Raw genomic sequence first — 20,914 nt, forward strand, 5'->3', positions numbered from 1 at the left:
AGTCTGGGCGCGCCCCGCCGGGGAGGCAAGCCCGGGACGATGCGGAGAAGGCCCCGGCGGGCGGTCTGCCGGCGGTGTGGTCGGCGTGGTGATGGAGAGGACGATGGACATCAGGGACACGAACACCGAGGCGCCAAAGCGCCACGTCGCGATCGAGGACGACATCGCCGCGGTGCGGGCCGCCCTGCGCGAGGCCGAGGCCTGCACGGACCCCGACGACCTCGACGGGACGACGCACGTCCGGGCGCTCCGGGACAGCCTCGACGGGTTGCTCGCCGAGCAGCGCAGGGGGGCCTGAGCGATGGCGGTGAGCAGCTACAAGACCGTGACCCGCAAGGTCCAAGTGGAGATCCGCACGGCCGAGGACGGCACGGTCTTTGAGGGCGATGACGCTCAGTACCGGGCCGGCCGGCACGAGAGCAAGCTCGCAACCCTTCGGGATCTCGACGCCCTGTTCGCCCGGGACCCCGCCGTGGTGAAGGCGGCCATCATCGCGCACTTCAATGACGAGGACGACGTTGGCGCCGCAGGCCTGTGGTGCTTCCTCAACGATATCTCGAAGCACCTGCCGAAGGTGGAGGCCTGAGCATGCACCGCTCCCCGATCGAGGCGGCCGCCGTCTCCTGGAACGAGGTCCGCGTGAAGGCCTGCGCGGCCCCCTGGGGCGACAAGACCGTATGGACCGACCTCGGCGCGGCCGAGACGGCCCTGAGCAAGGCGGTGTCGGCCTTTCTGAAGCGGGAGGCCGAGTTGGCGGCCCGGGTCGTCACTCACGTGGTGCACGGGATGCGCTTCCACTCCCCGATGACGGTGGAGGTCTACTCCCTCGACGAGGCCATCAGCACGGCGTTCTGGGGTCGAGACAACGGGGACTGGTGGCCTGCCGACGTCCGCACGCCTGCCGGGGAGATCGTCCTCTCCGAGGAGAAGCTCAACGACGAGGTCAATCGGTACGAGTGGAGGGCCTGACCATGCGCATCTACACCGAGACGCCCTTCCGCATGACGCCGCCCCGGATGGCCGTGGTCATGCCGGGAGAGATGTCGTCCCTATGGGTTGCCCCCATCAACGGGCCGATCGCGAGGGAAGCCCTCGAAGCGATCGGCCTCCCCTCGGACGGCGAAGAGATCCGGATCGGGACCCAAGGCGACGTCGTCACCGTCAACGGCGCGAGGGTGACGCAGGGCGACGCCGTGATCGTCTACTGCGCCTGGCACTGCACCCCGAACGATTTCCGCGAGGACCCCTCCGAGGAATTCGTCCGCCAGGTTCGCCACGCCATCGCCGTCCGCCTCGGCATCGAGAGGCAGCTGCAGGGGCTACGGGCATGAGCGAGAGCATCCACATCGCCGGTCGCCGGATCCCCTTGAGGCGCATGGGCGTGCGCGAGGTGGTCGAGCGCATGGCACGATCCACCGAGCTCGCGGCCGAGTTCGAGGTGACCTGCCGGGAGATGAGCCCGTTCGTCGCGTCTCTGGCCTTCCGCCGGCCCGACGACGCCGGCCCAAACCGGAAGGCGCGCCGGGCCGCCGAGGCCAAGGCGCGGAGGCGAGCATGATCAGATCCTGCCCGATCCACGACGGCTACACCGACGACGCCCTCCGTCCGTTCGGGTGGTCGTCGGGGCTGTACTCGTTCCGATGCCGGGACTGCCGGGAACGCGCGGTCGGCGAGAAGCGCTCGCAGCGCTGCCGCACCTGCGCGGTCGCCGCCCTGCGAAAGGCGGAGGCTTACCCGCCGAGCGCCGAGCAGGCCTCCGCGCCGGTGACCAGGTTCGCTGTCCGGGACACCGTGACGGGGCTCCTGTTCTGCAACCGGTCCATGCACCCGAACCGGAAGGAGTGGGACGGGCTGGCGACCGCGCAGGTCTACCTCAAGCGCGAGGCGGCCGAGGCGACGGCGCGGCAGGTCCGCGAGCAGTGGGAGGACCTCCGCCTGCACCACCCCACGCTCTTCCCCGAGCGGCTGGAGGCGGAGGTCGTCGAGGTCCAGCTGATGGTGGTGGCATGAGGCAGTCCACGATCGACGAGATCGCCGGCGGGGCCGCTTGGACCGTCGAGAAGGTCATCTCCGAGAACCCGGCGGACACCCCGGTGGAGCGACCGGCCCGCCTCCGGAGGGAGCTCGCCCTGTGGATCTCGCACGCCGTGAAGCGGGAGGTCATCAACGACCGGCGCCGCGTGGGACGCAGGCAGGCTTAAGGACGGGAACCCTGGACGGGGCCTTGCCAGCCCGCGAGAGTGCCTCAACCTCGGGGGGCACATGGTGAGACAGGACAAGCGCGCGCGGCTGAAATCGATCGTCACGGACGGGACGATGGCGATCCCGGAGGTCGAGGGAGAGTGGCACCACGACCCCTATCGGACCCTCTGGGTCGAGGTCTCGAACCTCAAGATGGGCCAGGCCGTCTCCACGGACTACGGGACCATCAGCCGGACACCCCAGCTGTCCGGGATGGCCGCGATCCGGAGGGACACTGTCCGGCTCGCTGGATGGGGCGACACCTGCCGGGTCCTGCCCGTGACGATCCGGCCCGCCATCCCTCAGGAGGACGGCAACGGCTACACCCCGTTCACCGGCGTGCTCGGCTTCATCGCCGGAGACCGGGAGTTCAGGAGCGAGGACGCCTGGTTCCTGGAGTGTTGGATCCCCGAGATGGACATGGCCGCGATGCTCGCGGCCTACCGCGCTGGCGAGATGCCGTCGTTCCACCTCGGCGTGAAGCTCGATCTCTGGATCACGAAGGGCGACGAGCACACGCCGCCCGGCTACGGGGTCACCTGGTATCTGGCTCCCCACGCGGACCACGCGAGCGAGAGCCCAGAGGTGGCACGGGGCACGGTCCGGCATCTCAGCTGGAGCGACGCGCCGCAGCCAAAGGTCGACGAGGATGATGGGGTGCCGGAACAGGGGCCGCCGCTTCAGGCTCCCGCGGATCCCGCCCCCAACCTGGATACCGCCAACCTCGCCGCAGCGATCGACCGCCTGCGCTCCACCGTTCTGCAGGTCGGCCTCTGCATCGCGGTCGCACTGGTGGTCAGCTGGTTCGTCTGACCAAGGGCCGAAACGTCGCGTCCAGGGATCGACTCCCGAGCGGATTTGTTCTCCATTCGTTCTATGACAGAATCGATGGAGCGGATCGTGGACGAGATGGAGCGGGCCTACATGGAAGCCGCCGACGGCGACGCGCGGGACGCCCTGAGGCGGGCGCTCGGCGACGCCCTGATCGAGATGGCTGAGATCTCGGGGAAGGTCAGCCGCGGGTTCGTGAGGGCGTCCCGGCCGGCGGACCTGGCGCGGAAGCTGGGGCCGGAGCGCCGGGCCCGAGAGGCTGCCCGCTCCGCCGGCTGACGGCCGGTTAACGGCTCGCCCGCATCATGCGGGCATGCGAGATCCGGTCACCGAAAAATTCACGCGCGCCTGGGCCCCCGACGGCGAGGTCGTCTTCACGCCGATTCCTGTCGACGCGATCGAGGCGCATCCCCTGTGGGCGGCCTCCACGCTGTCGGGCGTCAACCGGAAGCGCGTGCTCCAGGAGGCGGAGGAGGCCTGGGTCGCGACGACGGAGTGGCTCCCGAAACCGCAGGAGGACGGCCCGGCGACGACCGTCGCATTGACGGTTTGGTTCAAGCCGTGGCGCGGCGAGTACGCCGGGATCTTCCTGACGTCGGTACCAGGCGCCAAGAAGCAGGAGCGCTGCCTCGGCGTGACGCTGCTCCGGAACGGCACCTACCGGCTCCTGACCGAGCGCCGGCTAGGCCAGAGCGTGACGCACGTTGTCGAGAGCGAGCGGCACCTGTCGGCCCCGATCGATCCCGAGGATCGCGGGGACCTCGGCGGCCTCGCACCCTGAGATCCGGGTTTAGCCGCTCGCGGGAATCCAAGCGGCCGGCGCCGAAATCACCCGCTCGGCTGAAACCCGCCCGCCTCTAGACGTGCTCGGCTTGGTAGACGTAGGGCCCGGGGTCCTCGGCCATGCACCGGTAGGGCCGGGTGAAGTCGGTCAGCCCGTCGTAGATGACGCCGCGACTGATGCGGTGGTCCTCCAGCACCTAGGCCCGGTCGGCCTCCAGCCGTTCGATGGTGGCGTCGATCCCCCGCCCGTCGAGGGGCAGCCGATCGCTCATCCGGCTGTCGATCTCCTGCAGACGGGCGCGCCGCTCAGGACGCGTCAGGTCCTTCCGCAGGGCGAGGTAGCAGAGGTCGTGAACCTCGCGCTGCAGGTTCCGCATGCGGGCATAGGACGGGGGGAGTGAAGGTGCGCGGCTCACGCGGTCACCGTGGCAGGCCCGCGTTGAGGGCTGGCTAAGCCGATCACTCAAATCCAACCGGTTGGGCTTGGGACTGTCCACGGCGCGTGCCAGCGTCGGATTTCGACCCGCCCGGGAATGGATTTCGGGCGGGCCTCCCGGCAGCCGTGCAGAAAAGTCCGCCCGAACTCCGCCCGAGAAGCAAAAAGCCCCGGACACGGTGTCCAGGGCTTGTCGTCTAAGTCGCTGTGATGACTTGGAATTGTTGGTAGCGAGGGACGGATTTGAACCGCCGACACAAGGATTATGATTCCTCTGCTCTAACCAGCTGAGCTACCCCGCCAGACCGCGGCCGCCGAAGAACGTGGCCGCGATGAGATCGGCGGTATAGGGAACCCCGCCGTGAGGTGTCAACGGGGTCCGCCCGGAGAAAATGGCCGGCCCCGTGGGAACGTCAGAGCCGGGTGCCGAGGATCTCGGCGACCTGGGGGATGTCCTTGTCGCCACGTCCGCAGAGGTTGACCACCAGGAGGTGATCCTGCGGCTTCTGCGGCGCCAGTTCCTGGACCTTGGCCAGGGCGTGGGCCGGCTCCAGGGCCGGGATGATGCCCTCCAGCATCGAGCACATCTTGAAGGCTTCCAGCGCCTCGTTGTCCGTGGCCGAGAGATAGGTGACGCGGCCGGCCTCGTGCAGCCAGGCGTGCTCGGGACCGATGCCCGGGTAGTCCAGGCCGGCCGAGATCGAGTGCGCGTCCGCGATCTGGCCGTCGCCATCCTGCAGCAGGTAGGTGCGGTTGCCGTGGAGCACGCCGGGCTTGCCGCCCGACAGCGAGGCCGCGTGCAGGCCGCTGGAGATGCCGTGACCCGCCGCCTCGACGCCGTACATCGCCACGTCGGGATCGTCGAGGAAGGGGTGGAACAGGCCCATGGCGTTGGACCCGCCGCCGATGCAGGCGACGAGGGAATCCGGCAGGCGGCCCTCCATCTCCAGCATCTGCTGCTTCGTCTCGCGGCCGATGATCGACTGGAAGTCGCGCACCATCGCCGGGTAGGGGTGCGGCCCCGCCACCGTGCCGATGCAGTAGAAGGTGTCGGCGACGTTGGTGACCCAGTCGCGCAGGGCCTCGTTCATCGCGTCCTTCAGGGTCTTGGTCCCGGACTGAACCGGCACCACCTCGGCGCCGAGCATCTTCATGCGGAACACGTTGGGCGCCTGGCGCGCCACATCGACGGCGCCCATGTAGACCACGCATTTCAGGCCGAAGCGGGCGCAGAGGGTGGCGGTGGCGACGCCGTGCTGGCCGGCGCCGGTCTCGGCGATGATGCGCGGCTTGCCCATGCGGCGCGCCAGCATGATCTGGCCGAGCACGTTGTTCACCTTGTGCGAGCCGGTGTGGTTCAGCTCGTCACGCTTGAAGAAGATCTTCGCGCCCTGCCCCGGGGCGGCCTGCGCGCGCAGGTGCTCCGTCATCCGCTCGGCGTAGTAGAGCGGGCTCGGCCGGCCGACATAGTGGGTCAGGTGGCTGTTCATCTCGGCCTGGAAGGCCGGGTCCGCCTTCGCGGCCGTGTAGGCCGCTTCCAGGTCCAGGATCAGCGGCATCAGCGTCTCGGCCACGAAGCGTCCGCCGAAGATGCCGAAGCGGCCGCGCTCGTCCGGGCCGTTGCGGAACGAGTTCGGAGGGGGAGCGATGGTCACGGGCATGGTCCTTGTCAGAGCTGCGTTTGTCGATAGGCCTAGACCCGCACGGGGGGCGCCGACAATGCGGCCAACGCGTCGAATCGCGAATTCAGGGCCTTTCGGCGCGGAAAGCAAGGCGCTCCCGGGCGCGCGTCCCCTGCCCCCTCAGCCCCGCGCCGCCGCGATGAAGGCGGCGATCCGCGCCGCCGATTTCTCGCCCGGACCGGTCTCGACGCCCGACGAGACGTCGACGGCGCGCGCGCCGGTGCGGGCGAGCGCCGTCGCCACGGTGTCGGGGGTGAGGCCGCCCGAGAGCATGTAATCCGCCGGGAGAACGGCACCCCCCAGAAGGTCCCAGTCGAAGGCGTGGCCGTTGCCGCCGGGCAGCGCCGCACCCGGGGGCGCCTTGGCGTCGAGGAGGATGCGGTCGGCCCGGCCCGCGAAGGCGGTCACCGCGTCGAGATCCGCCGCGCCGGCGACCCCGATCGCCTTCATCACCCGGCGACCCGTCGCGGCGCGGATGGCCGCCACGCGCTCGGGCGTCTCGCGGCCGTGGAGCTGGATCCAGTCCGGGTCGAGGGCCTCGACAGCGGCCGCCACCGCAGCGTCGTCCGGGTCGACGAGGAGCACCACCCGCTCGGTCCGGCCCTTCGCGCGCGCCGAGAGGGCGCGGCCGGTCTCCAGGTCCACGTGGCGGGGGCTCCTGGGGAAGTGCACGAACCCGACGAGATCGGCACCGGCCTCCAGGGCGGCGTCGAGGGTCGCCGCCGTGCTGAGCCCGCAGATCTTGATCGCGATGGCGGACATGGGTTTCGAGGTCTGCGGTTTCGAGGTCTGCGGTTTCGAGGTCTGCGGTTTCGAGGTCTGCGGTTTCGAGGTCTGCGGTTTCGARRTCTGCGGTTTCGCCAAATCTGCGGTGTCGAGGCCCGCGGTTCGGACCCCTGCGGGTCCGAAGCCGGCCGCCGCGCTCAGCGCGGCGCCGGCAGGGCGACGCGGTCCGAGGCGTTGCGGTAGATGCCGTTCGGCCCCTCATGGGTCGGGGCCGGCGCATAGGTCTTGAGACGGGCGGTCTCGCCCTCCAGGCGGCGGATCTCGCGCCGGCGCTCGGCGCTGGTGCGGCGGGTGCGCGACTGCCCGAGCCAGGCCCCGCAGCCGCCGAGCAGCACCCCGAGGGCCACCGCGATGAACAGCAGCAGGTAGAGCGGCAGCGTCGCGCTGAAGACCGGCATGTCGGGCGAGAGGGGATCGAAGGAGACCCGCACCGCATCGCGGTTAGCCACCGCGAAAGCGACCACCAGGATCGCCACGGGAAGCAGCACCAAGCCCTTGAGGAAGCGGATCATCGAATCGAACTCCGAGCAGCGTAGGAAACGGGGCGGATCAGGACGCGGCGGCCTCGCCGTCCCCGATGCCGGCCTCGTTGAGGCGCAGGCGCATCTCCTTGCCCGTCTTGAACACGGGGATGGCCTTCTCCGAGACGGCAACGGCCGCACCCGTCCGCGGGTTGCGCCCGCGCCGCGCATCGCGGCGCTTCACCGAGAAGGCGCCGAAGCCGCGCAACTCGACCCGGTCGCCGCGGGCCAGGGCATCCGCGATGGTGTCCAGGATCGCGTTCACCAGGGTCTCGACGTCCCGCTGGTAGAGATGCGGGTTCTGCTCGGCGATCTTGAGCACGAGCTCCGACTTGATCATGGGAGGGCCTTCACGAAGTCATCCACGAATGGGGTGGCGCGGACCCTCAGCGGGCGGCGTCCGCGGGACCGGGCCGCCAGAGGACCAAGAGTCCGCCCTGGGCCAGACCCGACGTCTCGTCGCCGACCTGACGCAGGCGCGCCGCGACGCCGTCGAGCCCAACGAGGTCGGCCCCGAGGCCGAGGGCCGACCACAGGCGGAAATCGCTCTTGGCCTTCGGCTTCCAGTCCAGCACGGGCAGGTCCTTGGCGACGCCGCGCTCGGATTCGAGCCAGGCGATGGCCTGCCGCTCGCCGCCGAGGCCGTCCACCAGCTTGAGCGGGACGCTCTGGCGGCCGCTGAACACCCGGCCGTCGGAGACGGTGGCGAGTTCCTTCTCGGTCATCTTGCGCCGGTCGGCCACGAGGCCCTTGAACCACGCATAGGTGTCGCCGACGACGGCCGCGAGGGCGGCGCGGGCCTCGGGCGAGGTCGGCGTGAACCCCGACGGCTCGGCCTTGAGAGGCGCGGACTTCACGGACTCGACCTTGACCCCGACCTTGTCGAGGAGGCCCGACAGGTCCGGATACTGGAACAGGACGCCGATGGAGCCCACCAGGGCGGTCTCGCGCGCGACGATGTGGTCGGCGGCGATGGCCGCGATGTAGGCGCCGGAGGCGGCGGTGCCGTCGACGAAGGCCACCATGGGCTTCTTCTCGGCGAGCGCCCGCAGGTTGCGGTAGAGTTCCTCGGAGCCGGTGGTGGTGCCGCCCGGCGAGGAGATCGACACCACGACGCCCTGCACGGCGCTCGCGTCGCGGACGCGCTCGATCAGCTTGGTGGTGGATTCGCTGCCGGCGATGAAGCCGCCCACCGAGATCCGGGCGATCTGCGGACGGACACTGCCGAGACCGAGGGCCTCGCCGCCACTGCGAACCCGCAGGCCGACCGCCCCGACCGCGACCACGAGGCCGCCGATGCCGAGGACGCGCCAGAGGGAGAGCTTGCGGCGCAGGCGCCGGCGATCGATCAGAAGTTCGGCATCCGCGGCCATGCGCTGGTTACGCTCCCTCACGTGCCGGCTCGGCCGGCTGATGGTTTTCGGACGCCAGGGTCCCGGGCGTCGCATCCCGGTCTCCCGGCCGGTGCGCGCCGGCCTCCGCCCGCGCGCCGAACCTTGTCCCACACTCCCCGCCGATTTGCATCAAGCCTTTGGGACTTATCGGCCTTTGGGACTTATCGGCCTTTGGGACGTATCGGCCTTAGGCGGTTCTCGGCCTTTGGCGCTTCTCGGCCTTCGGCGCATCCCGGCCTCGGACGCATCGCACGCCCGCCGGCGTGACGCCGCGCCCGAGCCGTCACCGGGCCCGTGTTCTAGCCTTGCCGGATAGGGACCGACAAGGGGCTGACGGCCGGCCCACGCCGCCGCCGGGGTGGGGGTCCGCGCAACGAAAAGCGCCCGCGCGGGAGGCGATCCCGCGCGGGCGTCGATGGCGAGGCGAGGCGCCCCGGTCCCGAGGGACCGGGGACGACGCGGGACGGATTAGTCCTGCGGCTCGTCCTTGTCGTCGCTGGTGCGGGCCTTCTTGAAGGCCGCGCCCAGGATCTCGCCGAGCGAGGCACCCGAATCGGTCGAGCCGAACTGGGCCATCGCCTCCTTCTCTTCGGCCATCTCGAGGGCCTTGATCGAGAGCTGGACCCGGCGCGCCTTGCGGTCGAACTGGATCACGCGGGCGTCGAACTTCTCGCCGGCGGCGAAGCGCTCGGGGCGCTGGTCGCCGCGGTCGCGGGCGAGCTCGGCCCGGCGGATGAAGGTCGTCAGGTCGGTGTCGACGATCTTCACGTCAACGCCCGAATCCTTCACATCCACCACTTCGCAGGTCACGATCTGACCCTTCTTGAGGTCGCCGGCTTCCGTGAAGGGGTCGCCGCCGAGCTGCTTCACGCCGAGCGAGATGCGCTCCTTCTCGACGTCGACGTCGAGAACCTGGGCGCGCAGCATGTCGCCCTTCTTGAACTCCTCGATGACCTGCTCGCCGGGACGGTTCCAGTCGAGATCCGACAGGTGGACCATGCCGTCGACATCGCCGTCGAGGCCGATGAACAGGCCGAACTCGGTCTTGTTCTTGACCTCGCCCTCGACCTCGGAGCCCACCGGATGCTGCTGGGCGAACGCCTCCCAGGGGTTCTGGAGGGTCTGCTTGAGGCCGAGCGAGATGCGGCGCTTGACCGGATCGACCTCGAGGATCTGCACTTCCACTTCCTGCGAGGTGGAGACGATCTTGCCCGGGTGGACGTTCTTCTTCGTCCAGGACATCTCGGAGACGTGGATCAGGCCTTCGATGCCCGGCTCCAGCTCCACGAAGGCGCCGTAGTCGGTGATGTTGGTCACGCGGCCCTTGAGCTTGGCGTCGACCGGGTAGCGCTGGGCGATGCCCTCCCACGGATCGGCCAGCAGCTGCTTGATGCCGAGCGAGATGCGGTGGGTCTCGTGGTTGATCTTGATGATCTTGACCTTGACCGTCTGGCCGATGGTCACGACCTCGGACGGGTGGTTCACGCGGCGCCACGCCATGTCGGTGACGTGGAGCAGGCCGTCGATGCCGCCGAGATCGACGAAGGCGCCGTACTCGGTGATGTTCTTGACGACGCCGTCGATGACCTGGCCTTCCTCGAGGTTGGCCACCAGCTCGGAGCGCTGCTCGGCGCGGCTCTCCTCGAGGACGGTCCGGCGCGACACGACGATGTTGCCGCGGCGACGATCCATCTTGAGGATCTGGAACGGCTGCGGGGTGCCCAGCAGCGGGGTGACGTCGCGCACGGGGCGGATGTCGACCTGGGAGCGCGGCAGGAACGCCACGGCGCCGTCGAGGTCGACGGTGTAGCCGCCCTTGACCTGGTTGAAGATCGCGCCGGTGACGCGCTCGTTGGCCTCGAAGGCCTTCTCGAGCTTGACCCAGCTCTCCTCGCGGCGCGCTTTGTCGCGCGAGATGACGGCCTCGCCGAGCGCATTCTCGATGCGGTCGACATAGACCTCGACCTCGTCGCCGACGGCGAGCTCGCCTTCGCGGCCGGGGCCGTTGAATTCCTTGAGGGCGACACGGCCTTCCGTCTTGGCGCCGATGTCGATGACGGCCACGTCCTTCTCGATCGCGACGACGCGACCCTTGACGACGGACCCTTCGGTGATCTCGTGTTCGAGGAAGGACTCCTCGAGAAGAGCGGCGAAATCGTCGCGGCTCGGGCTACGCTGCAGGGCGTTACCAGCGGTCATTCTGTCTCCTGACAGGCCTCATCGGGAGGCCGGCATCGGCGGCTCGTGTGACGGGACACCCTCGACGTCGCCACCCGGGGTCACGGACCCGACGGGCTCAACCTCCCGGAGGAGGGCCGACGCATTCTCAAACGATGGTCGAGAGTGATCCTCCAAACGGGGCGTGGCCCGGCGGGACAGCCGAGCCTCGTGGAATCCCTTCGGAGAACGGCGGTTGCATAGCGGATTGCCGGACGTCCGGCAATGGGCCGGGTGCCCGGCCCGCTTCGGTCTCGCAAACGAAAAATCCCCGCGGCCAGGCTGCGGGGATCGGTCGGCGCGGCGCGTACGGGGCGGGTCAGTCCTCGTCGTCGTCCTCGGTGCTGCGCATGCCCTTGAGCTTCGCGAACACCGAATCGGCGTTGAGCTTCTCGTCGCGGGCGCTGCGGTGATGCTCGTCGGCCTCGGTGTAGTCGGTCGCCGTCGACACCTCGGTCGGCAGCAGCGTCGCGCCGCCGTCCACCGGCATGTTGGCCGGCCGGTCCTTGGCCGAGCGCTGAACCTCGAAATCCAGGTCGATCTGGGTGCAGAGACCGAGGGTCACCGGGTCCATCGGCTGCAGGGAGCCGGAATTCCAGTGGGTGCGCTCGCGGATCTGCTGGATCGTCGACTTGGTGGTGCCGACGAGGCGGATGATCTGCGCGTCCTTGAGCTCGGGGTGGTTGCGCAGCAGCCAGAGGATGGCGTTCGGGCGGTCCTGGCGGCGGGAGAGGGGCGTGTAGCGCGGGCCCTTGGTGGTCCGCTTGACCTCGGGCAGCTTCACCTTCGAGACCGCGACCTTGAGCTTGTAGTTCGGGCTCTTCTGCGCCTTCTCGATCTCGTCGCGGGTGAGCTGGCCGGTGGTGATCGGATCGAGGCCCTTGATGCCCGCGGCGACCTCGCCGTCGGCGATGCCTTTCACCTCGAGGGGGTGCAGCTTGCAGAAATCGGCGATCTGCTCGAAGGCCAGCGAGGTGTTCTCCACCAGCCATACGGCGGTGGCCTTCGGCATCAGCGGGCCTTGCGACATCGGGTGACTCCAACAGGTTCGTGCGGGACGGGTCCGGGGCGCCGCCGACAGGGCGTCGCTCGCTCCGGCCTCGACTGGCCGGCAGCATCCCGTCTCAACGCTGCAATAGGGAAGCGCCGTCTATACAGGTTCCGATGGGGTCAACGCAATTGCGATCCGCTGGTCCCGGATGTCCGGGACGCGCGCCTCAGGTGAAGAGGCTCGAGACGCTGGATTCCGTCGCCGTCCGGCCGATGGCCTCGCCCAGGAGCGGCGCGATGGTGGCGACCCGGATGTTGCGCGCGAGCTTGACCGCCTGGGTCGGCTGGATCGAGTCGGTGATGACCAGTTCCTTCATCCGCGACGCGGCGATGCGCGAGACCGCGCCGCCCGAGAGCACCCCGTGGGTGATGTAGGCGGAGACGTCCTTGGCCCCGGCATTCAGCAGGGCCTCGGCGGCGTTCACCAGGGTGCCGCCGGAATCGACGATGTCGTCGACGAGGATGCAGGAGCGGCCCTCGACCTCGCCGATGATGTTCATCACCTCGGACTCGCCGGGACGCTCGCGGCGCTTGTCGACGATGGCCAGGGTCGCGTCGATGCGCTTGGCGATGGCGCGGGCGCGGACGACGCCGCCGACATCCGGCGACACCACCATCCAGTCCCGCGGGTCGAGGCGCTCCTTGATGTCGCGCACCATCACGGGGGCGGCGAACAGGTTGTCGGTCGGAATGTCGAAGAAGCCCTGGATCTGCCCGGCATGGAGATCGAGGGTCATGACGCGGTCGGCGCCGGCCTCGGTGATGAGGTTGGCCACGAGCTTGGCGGAGATCGGGGTGCGGCCCGAGGTACGCCGGTCCTGGCGGGCATACCCGAAATACGGGATCACGGCGGTGATGCGCCGCGCCGACGAGCGCCGCGCGGCGTCGATCATGATGAGCAGTTCCATCAGGTGATCGTTGGCCGGGAACGAGGTCGACTGGACGATGAAGACGTCCTCGCCGCGCACGTTCTCCTGGAGTTCGACGAAGATCTCCATGTCGGCGAAGCGCCGGACCATGCATTTGGCCAGCGGCAATTCGAGGTAGGCCGCGATGGCCTCGGCCAGGGGGCGGCTCGCGTTGCCGGCGATGATCTTGATCGAGGACTTCATGCCGGGGTCTTCATCTCGCGATCCTGCAGGGCCGAGCCCGTGCCGAGGTTTTCGGCCTTGGTTGCGGCGCTCCATAACAGCCGCACCCCAGGCGTCACAATGCCTTCACCCGTGTTGCAGAGTCAGGTTTCGCACATCAGGGCTCGAGCAGCCGGTGCAGGTGCACGATGAAGTAGCGCGTCTGGGCGCTGTCAACCGTCGACTGCGCCTTGGCTTTCCAGGCGGTCTGGGCCGAGGCGTAGTCCGGAAAGATGCCGACGATGTCGAGATTCTTGACGTCGCGGAAATTCACGCCGTCGAGGCTCTCCAACTCGCCCCCGAAGACCAGATGCAGCCTCTGTGCGCTGTCGATCGTCGTCGTCATTCCCGCATCTCCCTCCGCCCGGATCCGGCGCCATCCCGGAAGGCACGCGCCGTGCCGCGGGTGCGGTCGCAAACGCCGCCGGGTTCGTCAACCCGATCCGCGTGCCGCGGAACACGCAGGCCCCGTTCCGCACGGCACGGTGCACAGGCATCGCCGCCGGGCAACCGCTCCTCAGAGGTCGAACAGGCTTCCCTGCCGGGCCGCGGGCGCGGGCATGTCCGGCGGCTGCGCCGTCCGGGCGGCCGTCGTCGGGGCGGTGTTTTTCGGGGCGGTCTTTTTCGGGGGTGTCCGCTTCCGCGCGGTCTCCGGGGGGGGCGTCGCCTCGCCGGTCGGGCTGGCCCCATCCGCCGGGGCGTCGCGCGGCGCGACCTCGACGAAACCGTCCGTGAATTCCAGGGTCATGTGCGGCGCGACCTGGGCCGCGGCGCGGATCGCCCGCCCGTCGGCATCCCGGACCAGGGCGTAGCCGCGGGCCAGCACGGCGCGGTAGCTCAGGGACCCGAGCAGGCCGGAGAGCCCGGCGAGCCGGTCGGCGCGGCGCTCCGTCAGACGGACGCCGGCCCGGACCAGCCGCGTCTGCAGGGCGTCGAGGCGATCGCGGCTGCGCACCTGCTCCGCCCGTGCGCGGCTCACCGTCCCCTCCCGGGCGATCACGAGGCGGCGGCCGAGATAGGTCAGCCCCTCCCCCTTGCGCGCCATGTCGTGGCGCAGGGCCGCGCCGGGACGGTCGCCGATGCGGGCGACCCGTCCGCGCGCCTGGGCCAGGGCCAGGGTCGGCGGATGTCCGGCGAAGCGCTCGACGAGGCGCGAGACGCGCAGCCGGAACACCCGGGCGTTGCCGGCCAGAGCCGGGCCGAGCCTCGCCTCGGCGAGGTCGAGGCGCTGGCGCTTGGCCGCCAGGAAGGCGTCGACGTCCGGCATCGCCCGCACCAGGGCGCGCAGGTCGCTGCGCTCCCGGTCGAGACGGCGCTGGACCGCCTCACGCTGGCGCCGTGCGAGATCGGACACCTCGGCGACGAGGTCGGCCCGCACCGGAACGGCCATCTCGGCGGCCCCCGTGGGGGTCGGGGCTCGCCGGTCGGAGACGAAGTCGATCAGGGTGGTGTCGGTCTCATGGCCCACCGCGGAGATCAGCGAGATCGTCGAGTCCGCGGCCGCGCGTACCACGCATTCCTCGTTGAAGGCCCAGAGATCCTCGATGGAGCCGCCGCCGCGCGCCACGATGAGCACGTCGGGCCGCGCAATCGCGCCGCCGGGCGCCAGCGCATTGAAGCCCCGGATCGCCGCAGCGATCTCCTCGGCCGCCCCCTCCCCCTGGACCCGCACCGGCCAGACCAGGACGGGCCGGGCGAAGCGGTCCTCGAGCCGATGCAGGATGTCGCGGATGACGGCGCCGGTCGGCGAGGTCACCACGCCGACGACGCGGGGCAGGTACGGGATCGGCCGCTTGCGCTCGGCCGCGAACAGGCCCTCGGCGGCGAGCACGCGCTTGCGCTCTTCCAGCAGGGCCATCCAGGCCCCGATGCCGGCGGGCTCCAGGGTCTCGATGACGATCTGGTACGAGGATTTGCCCGGAAAGGTCGTGATCCGCCCGGTGGCGACCACCTCGAGCCCTTCCTGAGGACGCTGGCGCAGGCGGTTGAAGGTGCCCTTCCAGACCACCGCATCGATCCGCGCGCTGCCGTCCTTGAGCGAGAAGTAGGCGTGACCGGAGCTGTGCTGGCCACGAAAGCCTGAAATCTCGCCCCGCAGGCGAACGTGGCCGAAGGCATCCTCCAGCGTCCGTTTCAGCGCGGAGGCGAGGTCTCCGACGGACCATTCCGGCACGTTGGAAACGGGCCCGGGTACGGCGGCGGCTTTGGCGGGTGGGGGAGGAACGGCCATGGCGGCGGACGCTAGGGCCAGCGTCGCACCAGGTAAAGGGATTGACCGTGCCGCCCCGGGTCACACCCGTCGCATCACATCAGGCATCACATTAGGATGGAGAGGATGACCAGTGCAGACGCCACGGGCACGGCGCAGATCGCGAGAGCCATGCGCCAGATCGGGAGATTGTGGAGGTTGCCGTTGTCGTTGCAGGCGCGAACAGGCACGCGGCCGTGCGTCACGTAGTGGGAGAGGCTGACGCTCCGGAGGGGAGTCGGCGCCACCAAAAACGGAACGGATTTGCGACAGCCTGGCATAACCCTCACAACGTCGTCCGAAGTGGTTCGTTCCACGCGGAAAGTACGAGAACCCAAGAAAGCCGGACCCGGTTCGCCGACCGCTTCCCGTGCACAGCGCGCGTATCGGCTTCGAATCGGACTTTTCAACGAGCGGCTTTTGGGGAACATCACCGCTCATGAACATCCTCCTCATCGGTTCGGGCGGGCGCGAGCACGCCCTCGCCTACGCCATCGCCAAGAGTCCGCTCTGCACCCGCCTGTTCACCGCACCGGGCAATCCCGGCACGGCCGCCTTCGGCGAGAACCGCCCCGAGCTCGACGTGTCCGACCATGCCGCGGTACGGACCTTCTGTTCGGGCGAACGCATCGGGCTCGTGGTGGTCGGTCCCGAGGCGCCCTTGGTGGCGGGCCTGGTCGACGACCTGCAGGCCGCGGGCGTCCGGGTGTTCGGCCCGACGAAGGCCGCCGCCCAGCTTGAGGGCTCCAAGGGCTTCACCAAGGACCTGTGCGCCGCGGTCGGCATTCCCACCGCCGCCTTCGCTCGGTTCCAGGCCCTCGAACCCGCCCTGGCCTACTTGGCCGCGCAGGGGGCCCCCATCGTGGTGAAGGCCGATGGGCTCGCTGCCGGCAAGGGCGTGGTCGTGGCCGAGACCCACGAGCAGGCGGAGAACGCCGTGCGAGCTCTGTTCGAGGAGCCCGGCGCCGAGATCGTCATCGAGGAGTGCCTGTTCGGAGAGGAAGCGAGCTTCTTCGCCCTGTGCGACGGCACCCGCGCGGTCCCGGTAGGCACGGCCCAGGACCACAAGCGGGTCTTCGACGGCGACCGCGGCCCCAACACGGGCGGCATGGGCGCTTACTCTCCGGCGACCATCCTGACCCCGGCCCTGGAGCGCGCGGTGATGGAGACCATCATCGCCCCGACCCTCGACGGCATGCGTGCGCGGGGCATCCCCTTCACCGGCATCCTCTATGCCGGGCTGATGCTCACTGCCGACGGGCCGAAGCTCATCGAGTACAACACCCGCTTCGGCGACCCGGAGGCCCAGGTGCTGATGCCGCGCATCGCGTCCGACCTCGTGCCGGCCCTGCTGGCGGCCTGCGAGGGCGACGTGTCCGGGATCAGCCTAGAATTCGACGAGCGGCGCGCCGCGCTCACCGTGGTCATGGCGGCGGCCGGCTATCCTGGAGCGGTGCTGCGCGGTTCGGAGATCCGCGGCGTCGAGGCCGCGGGCGTGAGCGACGAGGTTCTGGTGTTCCAGGCCGGCACCCGCGCCGAGGGCGGACGCCTGCTCGCCGACGGGGGCCGGGTGCTCGCCGTCACGGCCCTGGGCGAGAGCATGATGGAGGCCCAGGCGCGCGCCTATGCGGCGGTGGCCCGGATCGACTGGCCGGAGGGTTTCTGCCGCCGCGATATCGGCCGCCGCGCCGTCGCCCGCGAGGTCGCGGGCGGCGGGATCTGACGCCAGACTGTCAGCGCCGCTTGTTGCCGCGGGGACCGGTGGGCACCACCGTGTTCCCCCGGTTCTCGGCCCGCAGGATGCGCCAGCGCGCCACCCGCTCCGCGTCGAGTCGGCCCTCGGCGACGGCAGCCTGCACGGCGCAGCCCGGCTCGTGGGCATGGGTGCAGTCGCGGAAGCGGCACTCGGGGGCGAGTTCGGTGATCTCTGCGAACAGGGTGTCGATCCCCTCGGCCGCATCTCCGAGCTGAAGCGAGCGGATTCCGGGCGTGTCGATCACCCAGCCGCCGCCCGCGATGGCGTGGAGCGATCGGCTCGTCGTGGTGTGCCGGCCCTTCGCATCGTGCTCCCGGATGCCTCCCGTCGCCTGAGGCGCCGCGTGGCTTGGGCCCGCCAAGGTGTTCACCAGGGTCGACTTGCCGACCCCCGAGGAGCCGACCACCGCCACGGTGCGACCGGGGCCGCACCAGGGACCGAGCTGCGTCGCTGCCCCGGACTCCCTGGGATTCACCAATGTGACGGCGAGGTCGCGCTGCAGCGCCCCGGCCTCGCGCCGGTAGCGCTCCGCATCCACCGCCGCGTCCGCCTTGGTCAGGACGATGACCGGTTCGGCGCCGCCCTGGTTGGCTAAGGCAAGGTAGCGCTCCAGCCGCGTCAGATTGAAGTCCGCGTTGCAGGAGGTGACGATGAAGAGGGTGTCGACATTGGCCGCCGCGAGCTGCGGGGCGACGCTGCCTTCCCGCCGCCGCTCCAGAACGGTGCGGCGATCCAGGCGTCGGCGCAGCATCTGGGTCCCGGCCTCGACCAGGACCCAGTCGCCCACCGCGTAGTCGCCGGTGTTGGCGTGGACCGGCAGCATCAGCTTGACCGGTCCCGCCTCCGCGAGCGCACCCATGCGGGCGCGGTGCACGGTCGCGACGCGCTGGGGCACGAGGTCCGCCTCGTCGGGCCGGCACTGGTCCGCGAAGAAGGCGGACCAGCCGAGTTCGGCCAGGGTGTGGGCGACCGTCACGGCGTGCGACCCGGCCGCGTGCCGAAGGCTCGTGGCCCGCTCAAGCGGCGAGCCGCGCCAGCGCCTCCGTGATCTTCTCCAGGCGGGCGGCCTCTGCATCGCGACGCTCGCGCTGCTCGTCCACGACCTCGTCGGGGGCCCGTGCGAGGAAGTCGGCATTGCCCAGCTTGCCCTCGATCTTGGCGATCTCGGCACCGGCCTTCGCCGCTTCCTTCTTCAGGCGGGCGACCTCGGCGGCGAGGTCGACGATGCCCTCCAGCGGCAGGGCCGCCACCGAGCCGCGCACCAGGAGCTGCACCGAGTTCTTCGGCGCGGCCGCCTCGAAGCGGATCTCGGAGAGCCGCGCCAGCCGAACCAGGGTGTCGCCCCAGCGGGTCGCACGGGCCCGCAGGTCCGCATCGGCGCCGACCACCACGAGGGGGATCTGCGCGGCCGCCGGCACGCTGGTCTCCGAGCGGGCCGAGCGGATCTCCGAGACGAGGTCGACGAGCCAGCCGATCTCGGCCTCCGAGTCTGAATCGTTCAGAGCGGCGAGGTCCGGCCAGGGTGCCAGGGCGAGCAGGCCCCGTTCCGGTAGGCCCTCGCCCTTGATCGCCCAGAGTTCTTCCGTGAGGAACGGCATGAACGGGTGCAGGAGCTTGGCGATCTGGTCGATCAGGAAAGCCACGGTGGCCTGCGTCTCGGCCTTGGCGGCGGCCTCGACACCTTCCCCCTGGAGTACGGGCTTCGCCAGTTCCAGGTACCAGTCGCAGAAGATGTTCCAGACGAAGCGGTAAGCCGCCGCGGCCGCGTCGTTGAAGCGGTAAGCATCGAGCGCCGCCGTAACCTCGGCAACGGCCCGGGCGGCCTCGCCCAAGGCCCAGCGGTTCAGGGTCTCGCGGGCGCCCTCCGGCCGGTAGTCGGTCCGCAGGGTGCAGCCGTTCATCTCGGCGAAGCGCGAGGCGTTCCAGAGCTTCGTCGCGAAGTTACGGTAGCCCTCGACCCGGTTCACCGCGAGCTTGATGTCCCGTCCCTGGGCCGCCATGGCCGCGAGGGTGAAGCGCAGGGCATCGGCCCCGTACTGGTCGATGAGTCCGAGCGGATCGACGACGTTGCCCTTCGATTTCGACATCTTGGCGCCGGAGGCGTCGCGCACCAGCGTGTGCAGATAGACCGTCGAGAACGGGACCCGGTCGGTGACGTGGAGCCCCAGCATCATCATCCGGGCGACCCAGAAGAAGATGATGTCTTTGCCGGTCACCAGCGTGTCGGTCGGGTAGTAGCGCGCGAGTTCCGGGGTTTCCTCCGGCCAGCCCAGCGTCGAGAACGGCCACAGGGCGGAGGAGAACCAGGTGTCGAGGACGTCCTCGTCCCGGCTGAGGGCCACGGGCGCCCCGCGCTTCGCATCGGCCTGGCCCTGTGCCTCCGCCTCGCTCATCGCCACGTAGATGCCGCCCACCTCGTCGTACCAGACCGGGATCTGGTGGCCCCACCAGAGCTGGCGCGAGATGCACCAGGGCTCGATGTTCTCAAGCCATTGGAAGAAGGTCCGCTCGTAATTCTCGGGCACGAAACGGGTTTTGCCATCGCGCACCGCCTGCAGGGCGCGCTCGGCCAAGGGCTTCACATTCACGTACCACTGGTCCGTGAGATAGGGTTCGATGACGACGTTCGAGCGGTCGCCGTGCGGAACCGCGTGGGTGTTCGGCTCGGTGAGCCGTAGGCGCTCGCGCGCCTCCATCAGAGCGACGACGCGTCGGCGCGCCTCGAAACGGTCGAGGCCGTGCAGGGTCAGGGCCTCCGGCTCGGGGTCCGCGTCCGCCAGGAAAGCGGCGTTGCCGTCGAGACTTATGCGGGCTTCCGAATCCAGGATGTTGATTGGCGTGCAGCCGGCGCGCCGGCCCACCTCGAAGTCGTTGAAGTCGTGCGCGGGCGTGATCTTGACGGCGCCGGTGCCCTTCTCCGGATCGGAATAGCTGTCCGCGATGATCGGGATCAGGCGCCCGACCAAGGGCAGGCGCACGCGCTTGCCGACGAGGTGGGTGTAGCGCTCATCCTCGGGATGGACCGCGACCGCGGTGTCGCCCAGCATGGTCTCGGGCCGGGTCGTGGCTACCGTGATGATCTCGCCGGTCTCGGCGCCGGCCGCGTCGACGACCGGGTAGTCGAAGTGCCAGAGATGGCCCTTCACCTCGACCTGCAGGACTTCGAGGTCGGAGATCGCGGTCTGGAACTTCGGATCCCAATTCACCAGGCGCTTGTCGCGGTAGATCAGGCCCTGGGCGTGGAGGTCGACGAAGGTGCGGGTGACGGCACGGACCATCTGGTCGTCCGGCGCGCCCGAGACACCCATGGTGAAGCGCTCGCGCGACCAATCACAGGAAGCGCCCAGGCGCTTCAGCTGGTTGACGATCGCACCGCCCGATTCCGCCTTCCAGGCCCAGACTTTCTCGACGAACGCCGCGCGGCCGATCTCCCGCCGGCCCGGCTCCTTCGCCTCGGCGAGCCGACGCTCCACCACCATCTGGGTGGCGATGCCGGCATGGTCGGTCCCCGGCTGCCAGAGCGCGTCGCGGCCGCGCATGCGCTCGAAGCGGCAGAGGATGTCCTGCAGCGTGTTGTTGAGGGCGTGGCCCATGTGGAGGCTGCCGGTCACGTTCGGCGGCGGGATCACCATGGTGAAGGGTTTCGCCCCGGCCCGCTCGGGGCGCCCAGCCTTGAAGGCCTCGCCCGATTCCCAGGCGGCGGCGATGCGCGCCTCGACGGCGGCGGGATCGAAGGTCTTGTCCATCATGGGCGGGGTCGGGTCACTGATCGGGGAAAGCGGAGGTTGGTTCGCTTTCAACCCGTCGGGCACCCTGCGTCAACACGCGAGCCCCGCGAT

25 protein-coding genes and 1 tRNA gene are annotated in these 20,914 nt (G+C 69.9%); 11 read left to right on the plus strand and 15 right to left on the minus strand.

Features of this window, described 5'->3' with window-relative positions:
* Positions 1-103 precede the first annotated feature (103 nt).
* From ASF58_RS26455 to ASF58_RS24450, 10 genes are all read left to right on the plus strand, one after another.
* A complete protein-coding gene (locus ASF58_RS26455) occupies positions 104-298 on the plus strand; it encodes a hypothetical protein (RefSeq protein WP_146180522.1) in 195 nt (64 codons plus the stop codon).
* Positions 299-307: 9 nt separating this feature from the next.
* Positions 308-586, plus strand: a complete 279-nt coding sequence (locus tag ASF58_RS24410; RefSeq protein WP_146180521.1) for a hypothetical protein — start codon at positions 308-310, stop codon at positions 584-586.
* 2 nt (positions 587-588) lie between these two features.
* Positions 589-969, plus strand: a complete 381-nt coding sequence (locus ASF58_RS24415) for a hypothetical protein (protein WP_055959078.1) — start codon at positions 589-591, stop codon at positions 967-969.
* A gap of 2 nt (positions 970-971) precedes the next feature.
* Positions 972-1,331 (plus strand): hypothetical protein, encoded by a 360-nt coding sequence (locus ASF58_RS24420; protein ID WP_146180520.1) that lies wholly within the window; start codon positions 972-974, stop codon positions 1,329-1,331.
* Positions 1,328-1,558 (plus strand): hypothetical protein, encoded by a 231-nt coding sequence (locus tag ASF58_RS24425; RefSeq protein ID WP_055959084.1) that lies wholly within the window; start codon positions 1,328-1,330, stop codon positions 1,556-1,558. The genes ASF58_RS24420 and ASF58_RS24425 overlap by 4 nt, the downstream gene beginning before the upstream one ends.
* Positions 1,555-2,010: a hypothetical protein gene (locus tag ASF58_RS24430; RefSeq protein WP_055959087.1), complete on the plus strand. Its 456-nt coding sequence runs from the start codon at positions 1,555-1,557 to the stop codon at positions 2,008-2,010. The genes ASF58_RS24425 and ASF58_RS24430 overlap by 4 nt, the downstream gene beginning before the upstream one ends.
* On the plus strand, positions 2,007-2,201 hold the full coding sequence (locus tag ASF58_RS24435; RefSeq protein WP_055959090.1) for a hypothetical protein: 195 nt from the start codon (positions 2,007-2,009) through the stop codon (positions 2,199-2,201). The genes ASF58_RS24430 and ASF58_RS24435 overlap by 4 nt, the downstream gene beginning before the upstream one ends.
* Positions 2,202-2,262: 61 nt before the next feature.
* The gene (locus ASF58_RS24440) at positions 2,263-3,054 is read left to right on the plus strand and encodes a hypothetical protein (RefSeq protein WP_055959093.1); all 792 of its coding nucleotides are present in this window, start codon (positions 2,263-2,265) and stop codon (positions 3,052-3,054) included.
* Positions 3,055-3,129: 75 nt separating this feature from the next.
* Positions 3,130-3,351, plus strand: a complete 222-nt coding sequence (locus ASF58_RS24445) for a hypothetical protein (RefSeq protein ID WP_243214760.1) — start codon at positions 3,130-3,132, stop codon at positions 3,349-3,351.
* A 34-nt stretch (positions 3,352-3,385) separates the two neighbouring features.
* Positions 3,386-3,853, plus strand: coding sequence for a hypothetical protein (locus ASF58_RS24450; protein ID WP_055959100.1), 468 nt, complete (start codon positions 3,386-3,388; stop codon positions 3,851-3,853).
* Between the two features lie 76 nt (positions 3,854-3,929).
* On the opposite strand, the gene ASF58_RS27585 is transcribed toward ASF58_RS24450, so the two are convergent.
* From ASF58_RS27585 to xseA, 13 genes are all read right to left on the minus strand, one after another.
* Complete coding sequence (locus ASF58_RS27585) at positions 3,930-4,052, minus strand: hypothetical protein (protein WP_272481521.1); 123 nt, start codon at positions 4,050-4,052, stop codon at positions 3,930-3,932.
* The gene (locus ASF58_RS24455; protein ID WP_156375895.1) at positions 4,053-4,271 is read right to left on the minus strand and encodes a hypothetical protein; all 219 of its coding nucleotides are present in this window, start codon (positions 4,269-4,271) and stop codon (positions 4,053-4,055) included.
* A 245-nt stretch (positions 4,272-4,516) separates the two neighbouring features.
* Positions 4,517-4,593, minus strand: a tRNA-Met gene (locus tag ASF58_RS24460).
* Between the two features lie 111 nt (positions 4,594-4,704).
* Positions 4,705-5,946, minus strand: coding sequence for a tryptophan synthase subunit beta (trpB, locus tag ASF58_RS24465; RefSeq protein ID WP_055959198.1), 1,242 nt, complete (start codon positions 5,944-5,946; stop codon positions 4,705-4,707).
* A gap of 147 nt (positions 5,947-6,093) precedes the next feature.
* Positions 6,094-6,735, minus strand: coding sequence for a phosphoribosylanthranilate isomerase (locus ASF58_RS24470; RefSeq protein ID WP_055959201.1), 642 nt, complete (start codon positions 6,733-6,735; stop codon positions 6,094-6,096).
* A 161-nt stretch (positions 6,736-6,896) separates the two neighbouring features.
* Complete coding sequence (locus tag ASF58_RS24475) at positions 6,897-7,271, minus strand: LapA family protein (protein ID WP_055959105.1); 375 nt, start codon at positions 7,269-7,271, stop codon at positions 6,897-6,899.
* Between the two features lie 37 nt (positions 7,272-7,308).
* Complete coding sequence (gene ihfB / locus ASF58_RS24480; RefSeq protein ID WP_055959108.1) at positions 7,309-7,620, minus strand: integration host factor subunit beta; 312 nt, start codon at positions 7,618-7,620, stop codon at positions 7,309-7,311.
* A 46-nt stretch (positions 7,621-7,666) separates the two neighbouring features.
* Entirely contained in the window at positions 7,667-8,653 is a 987-nt protein-coding gene (gene sppA, locus ASF58_RS24485) for a signal peptide peptidase SppA (RefSeq protein WP_055959110.1), read from the minus strand.
* Between the two features lie 489 nt (positions 8,654-9,142).
* Positions 9,143-10,873: a 30S ribosomal protein S1 gene (gene rpsA / locus ASF58_RS24490; RefSeq protein WP_055959112.1), complete on the minus strand. Its 1,731-nt coding sequence runs from the start codon at positions 10,871-10,873 to the stop codon at positions 9,143-9,145.
* Between the two features lie 337 nt (positions 10,874-11,210).
* Positions 11,211-11,921, minus strand: coding sequence for a DUF1013 domain-containing protein (locus tag ASF58_RS24495; protein WP_055959114.1), 711 nt, complete (start codon positions 11,919-11,921; stop codon positions 11,211-11,213).
* 187 nt (positions 11,922-12,108) lie between these two features.
* The gene (locus tag ASF58_RS24500; RefSeq protein ID WP_055959118.1) at positions 12,109-13,053 is read right to left on the minus strand and encodes a ribose-phosphate pyrophosphokinase; all 945 of its coding nucleotides are present in this window, start codon (positions 13,051-13,053) and stop codon (positions 12,109-12,111) included.
* A 136-nt stretch (positions 13,054-13,189) separates the two neighbouring features.
* Positions 13,190-13,417, minus strand: coding sequence for a DUF4170 domain-containing protein (locus tag ASF58_RS24505; RefSeq protein ID WP_055959121.1), 228 nt, complete (start codon positions 13,415-13,417; stop codon positions 13,190-13,192).
* A gap of 171 nt (positions 13,418-13,588) precedes the next feature.
* A complete protein-coding gene (gene xseA, locus ASF58_RS24510; protein ID WP_055959125.1) occupies positions 13,589-15,301 on the minus strand; it encodes an exodeoxyribonuclease VII large subunit in 1,713 nt (570 codons plus the stop codon).
* Between the two features lie 457 nt (positions 15,302-15,758).
* On the opposite strand from xseA, the gene purD reads away from it, so the two are divergent.
* Positions 15,759-17,042: a phosphoribosylamine--glycine ligase gene (purD, locus tag ASF58_RS24520; protein ID WP_055959131.1), complete on the plus strand. Its 1,284-nt coding sequence runs from the start codon at positions 15,759-15,761 to the stop codon at positions 17,040-17,042.
* A 10-nt stretch (positions 17,043-17,052) separates the two neighbouring features.
* Here the strand turns inward: purD and rsgA are convergent, their stop codons facing one another.
* Both rsgA and ASF58_RS24530 read right to left on the minus strand, forming a co-directional pair.
* Positions 17,053-18,051, minus strand: coding sequence for a ribosome small subunit-dependent GTPase A (gene rsgA, locus ASF58_RS24525; protein WP_055959134.1), 999 nt, complete (start codon positions 18,049-18,051; stop codon positions 17,053-17,055).
* A 40-nt stretch (positions 18,052-18,091) separates the two neighbouring features.
* Positions 18,092-20,824 carry a valine--tRNA ligase gene (locus tag ASF58_RS24530; protein ID WP_055959137.1) on the minus strand — a complete coding sequence of 911 codons (2,733 nt, stop codon included), beginning with the start codon at positions 20,822-20,824 and terminating at the stop codon, positions 18,092-18,094.
* Positions 20,825-20,914 lie beyond the last annotated feature (90 nt).

It is taken from the genome of Methylobacterium sp. Leaf125, from assembly GCF_001423085.1.
Classification (GTDB): Bacteria; Pseudomonadota; Alphaproteobacteria; order Rhizobiales; family Beijerinckiaceae; genus Methylobacterium.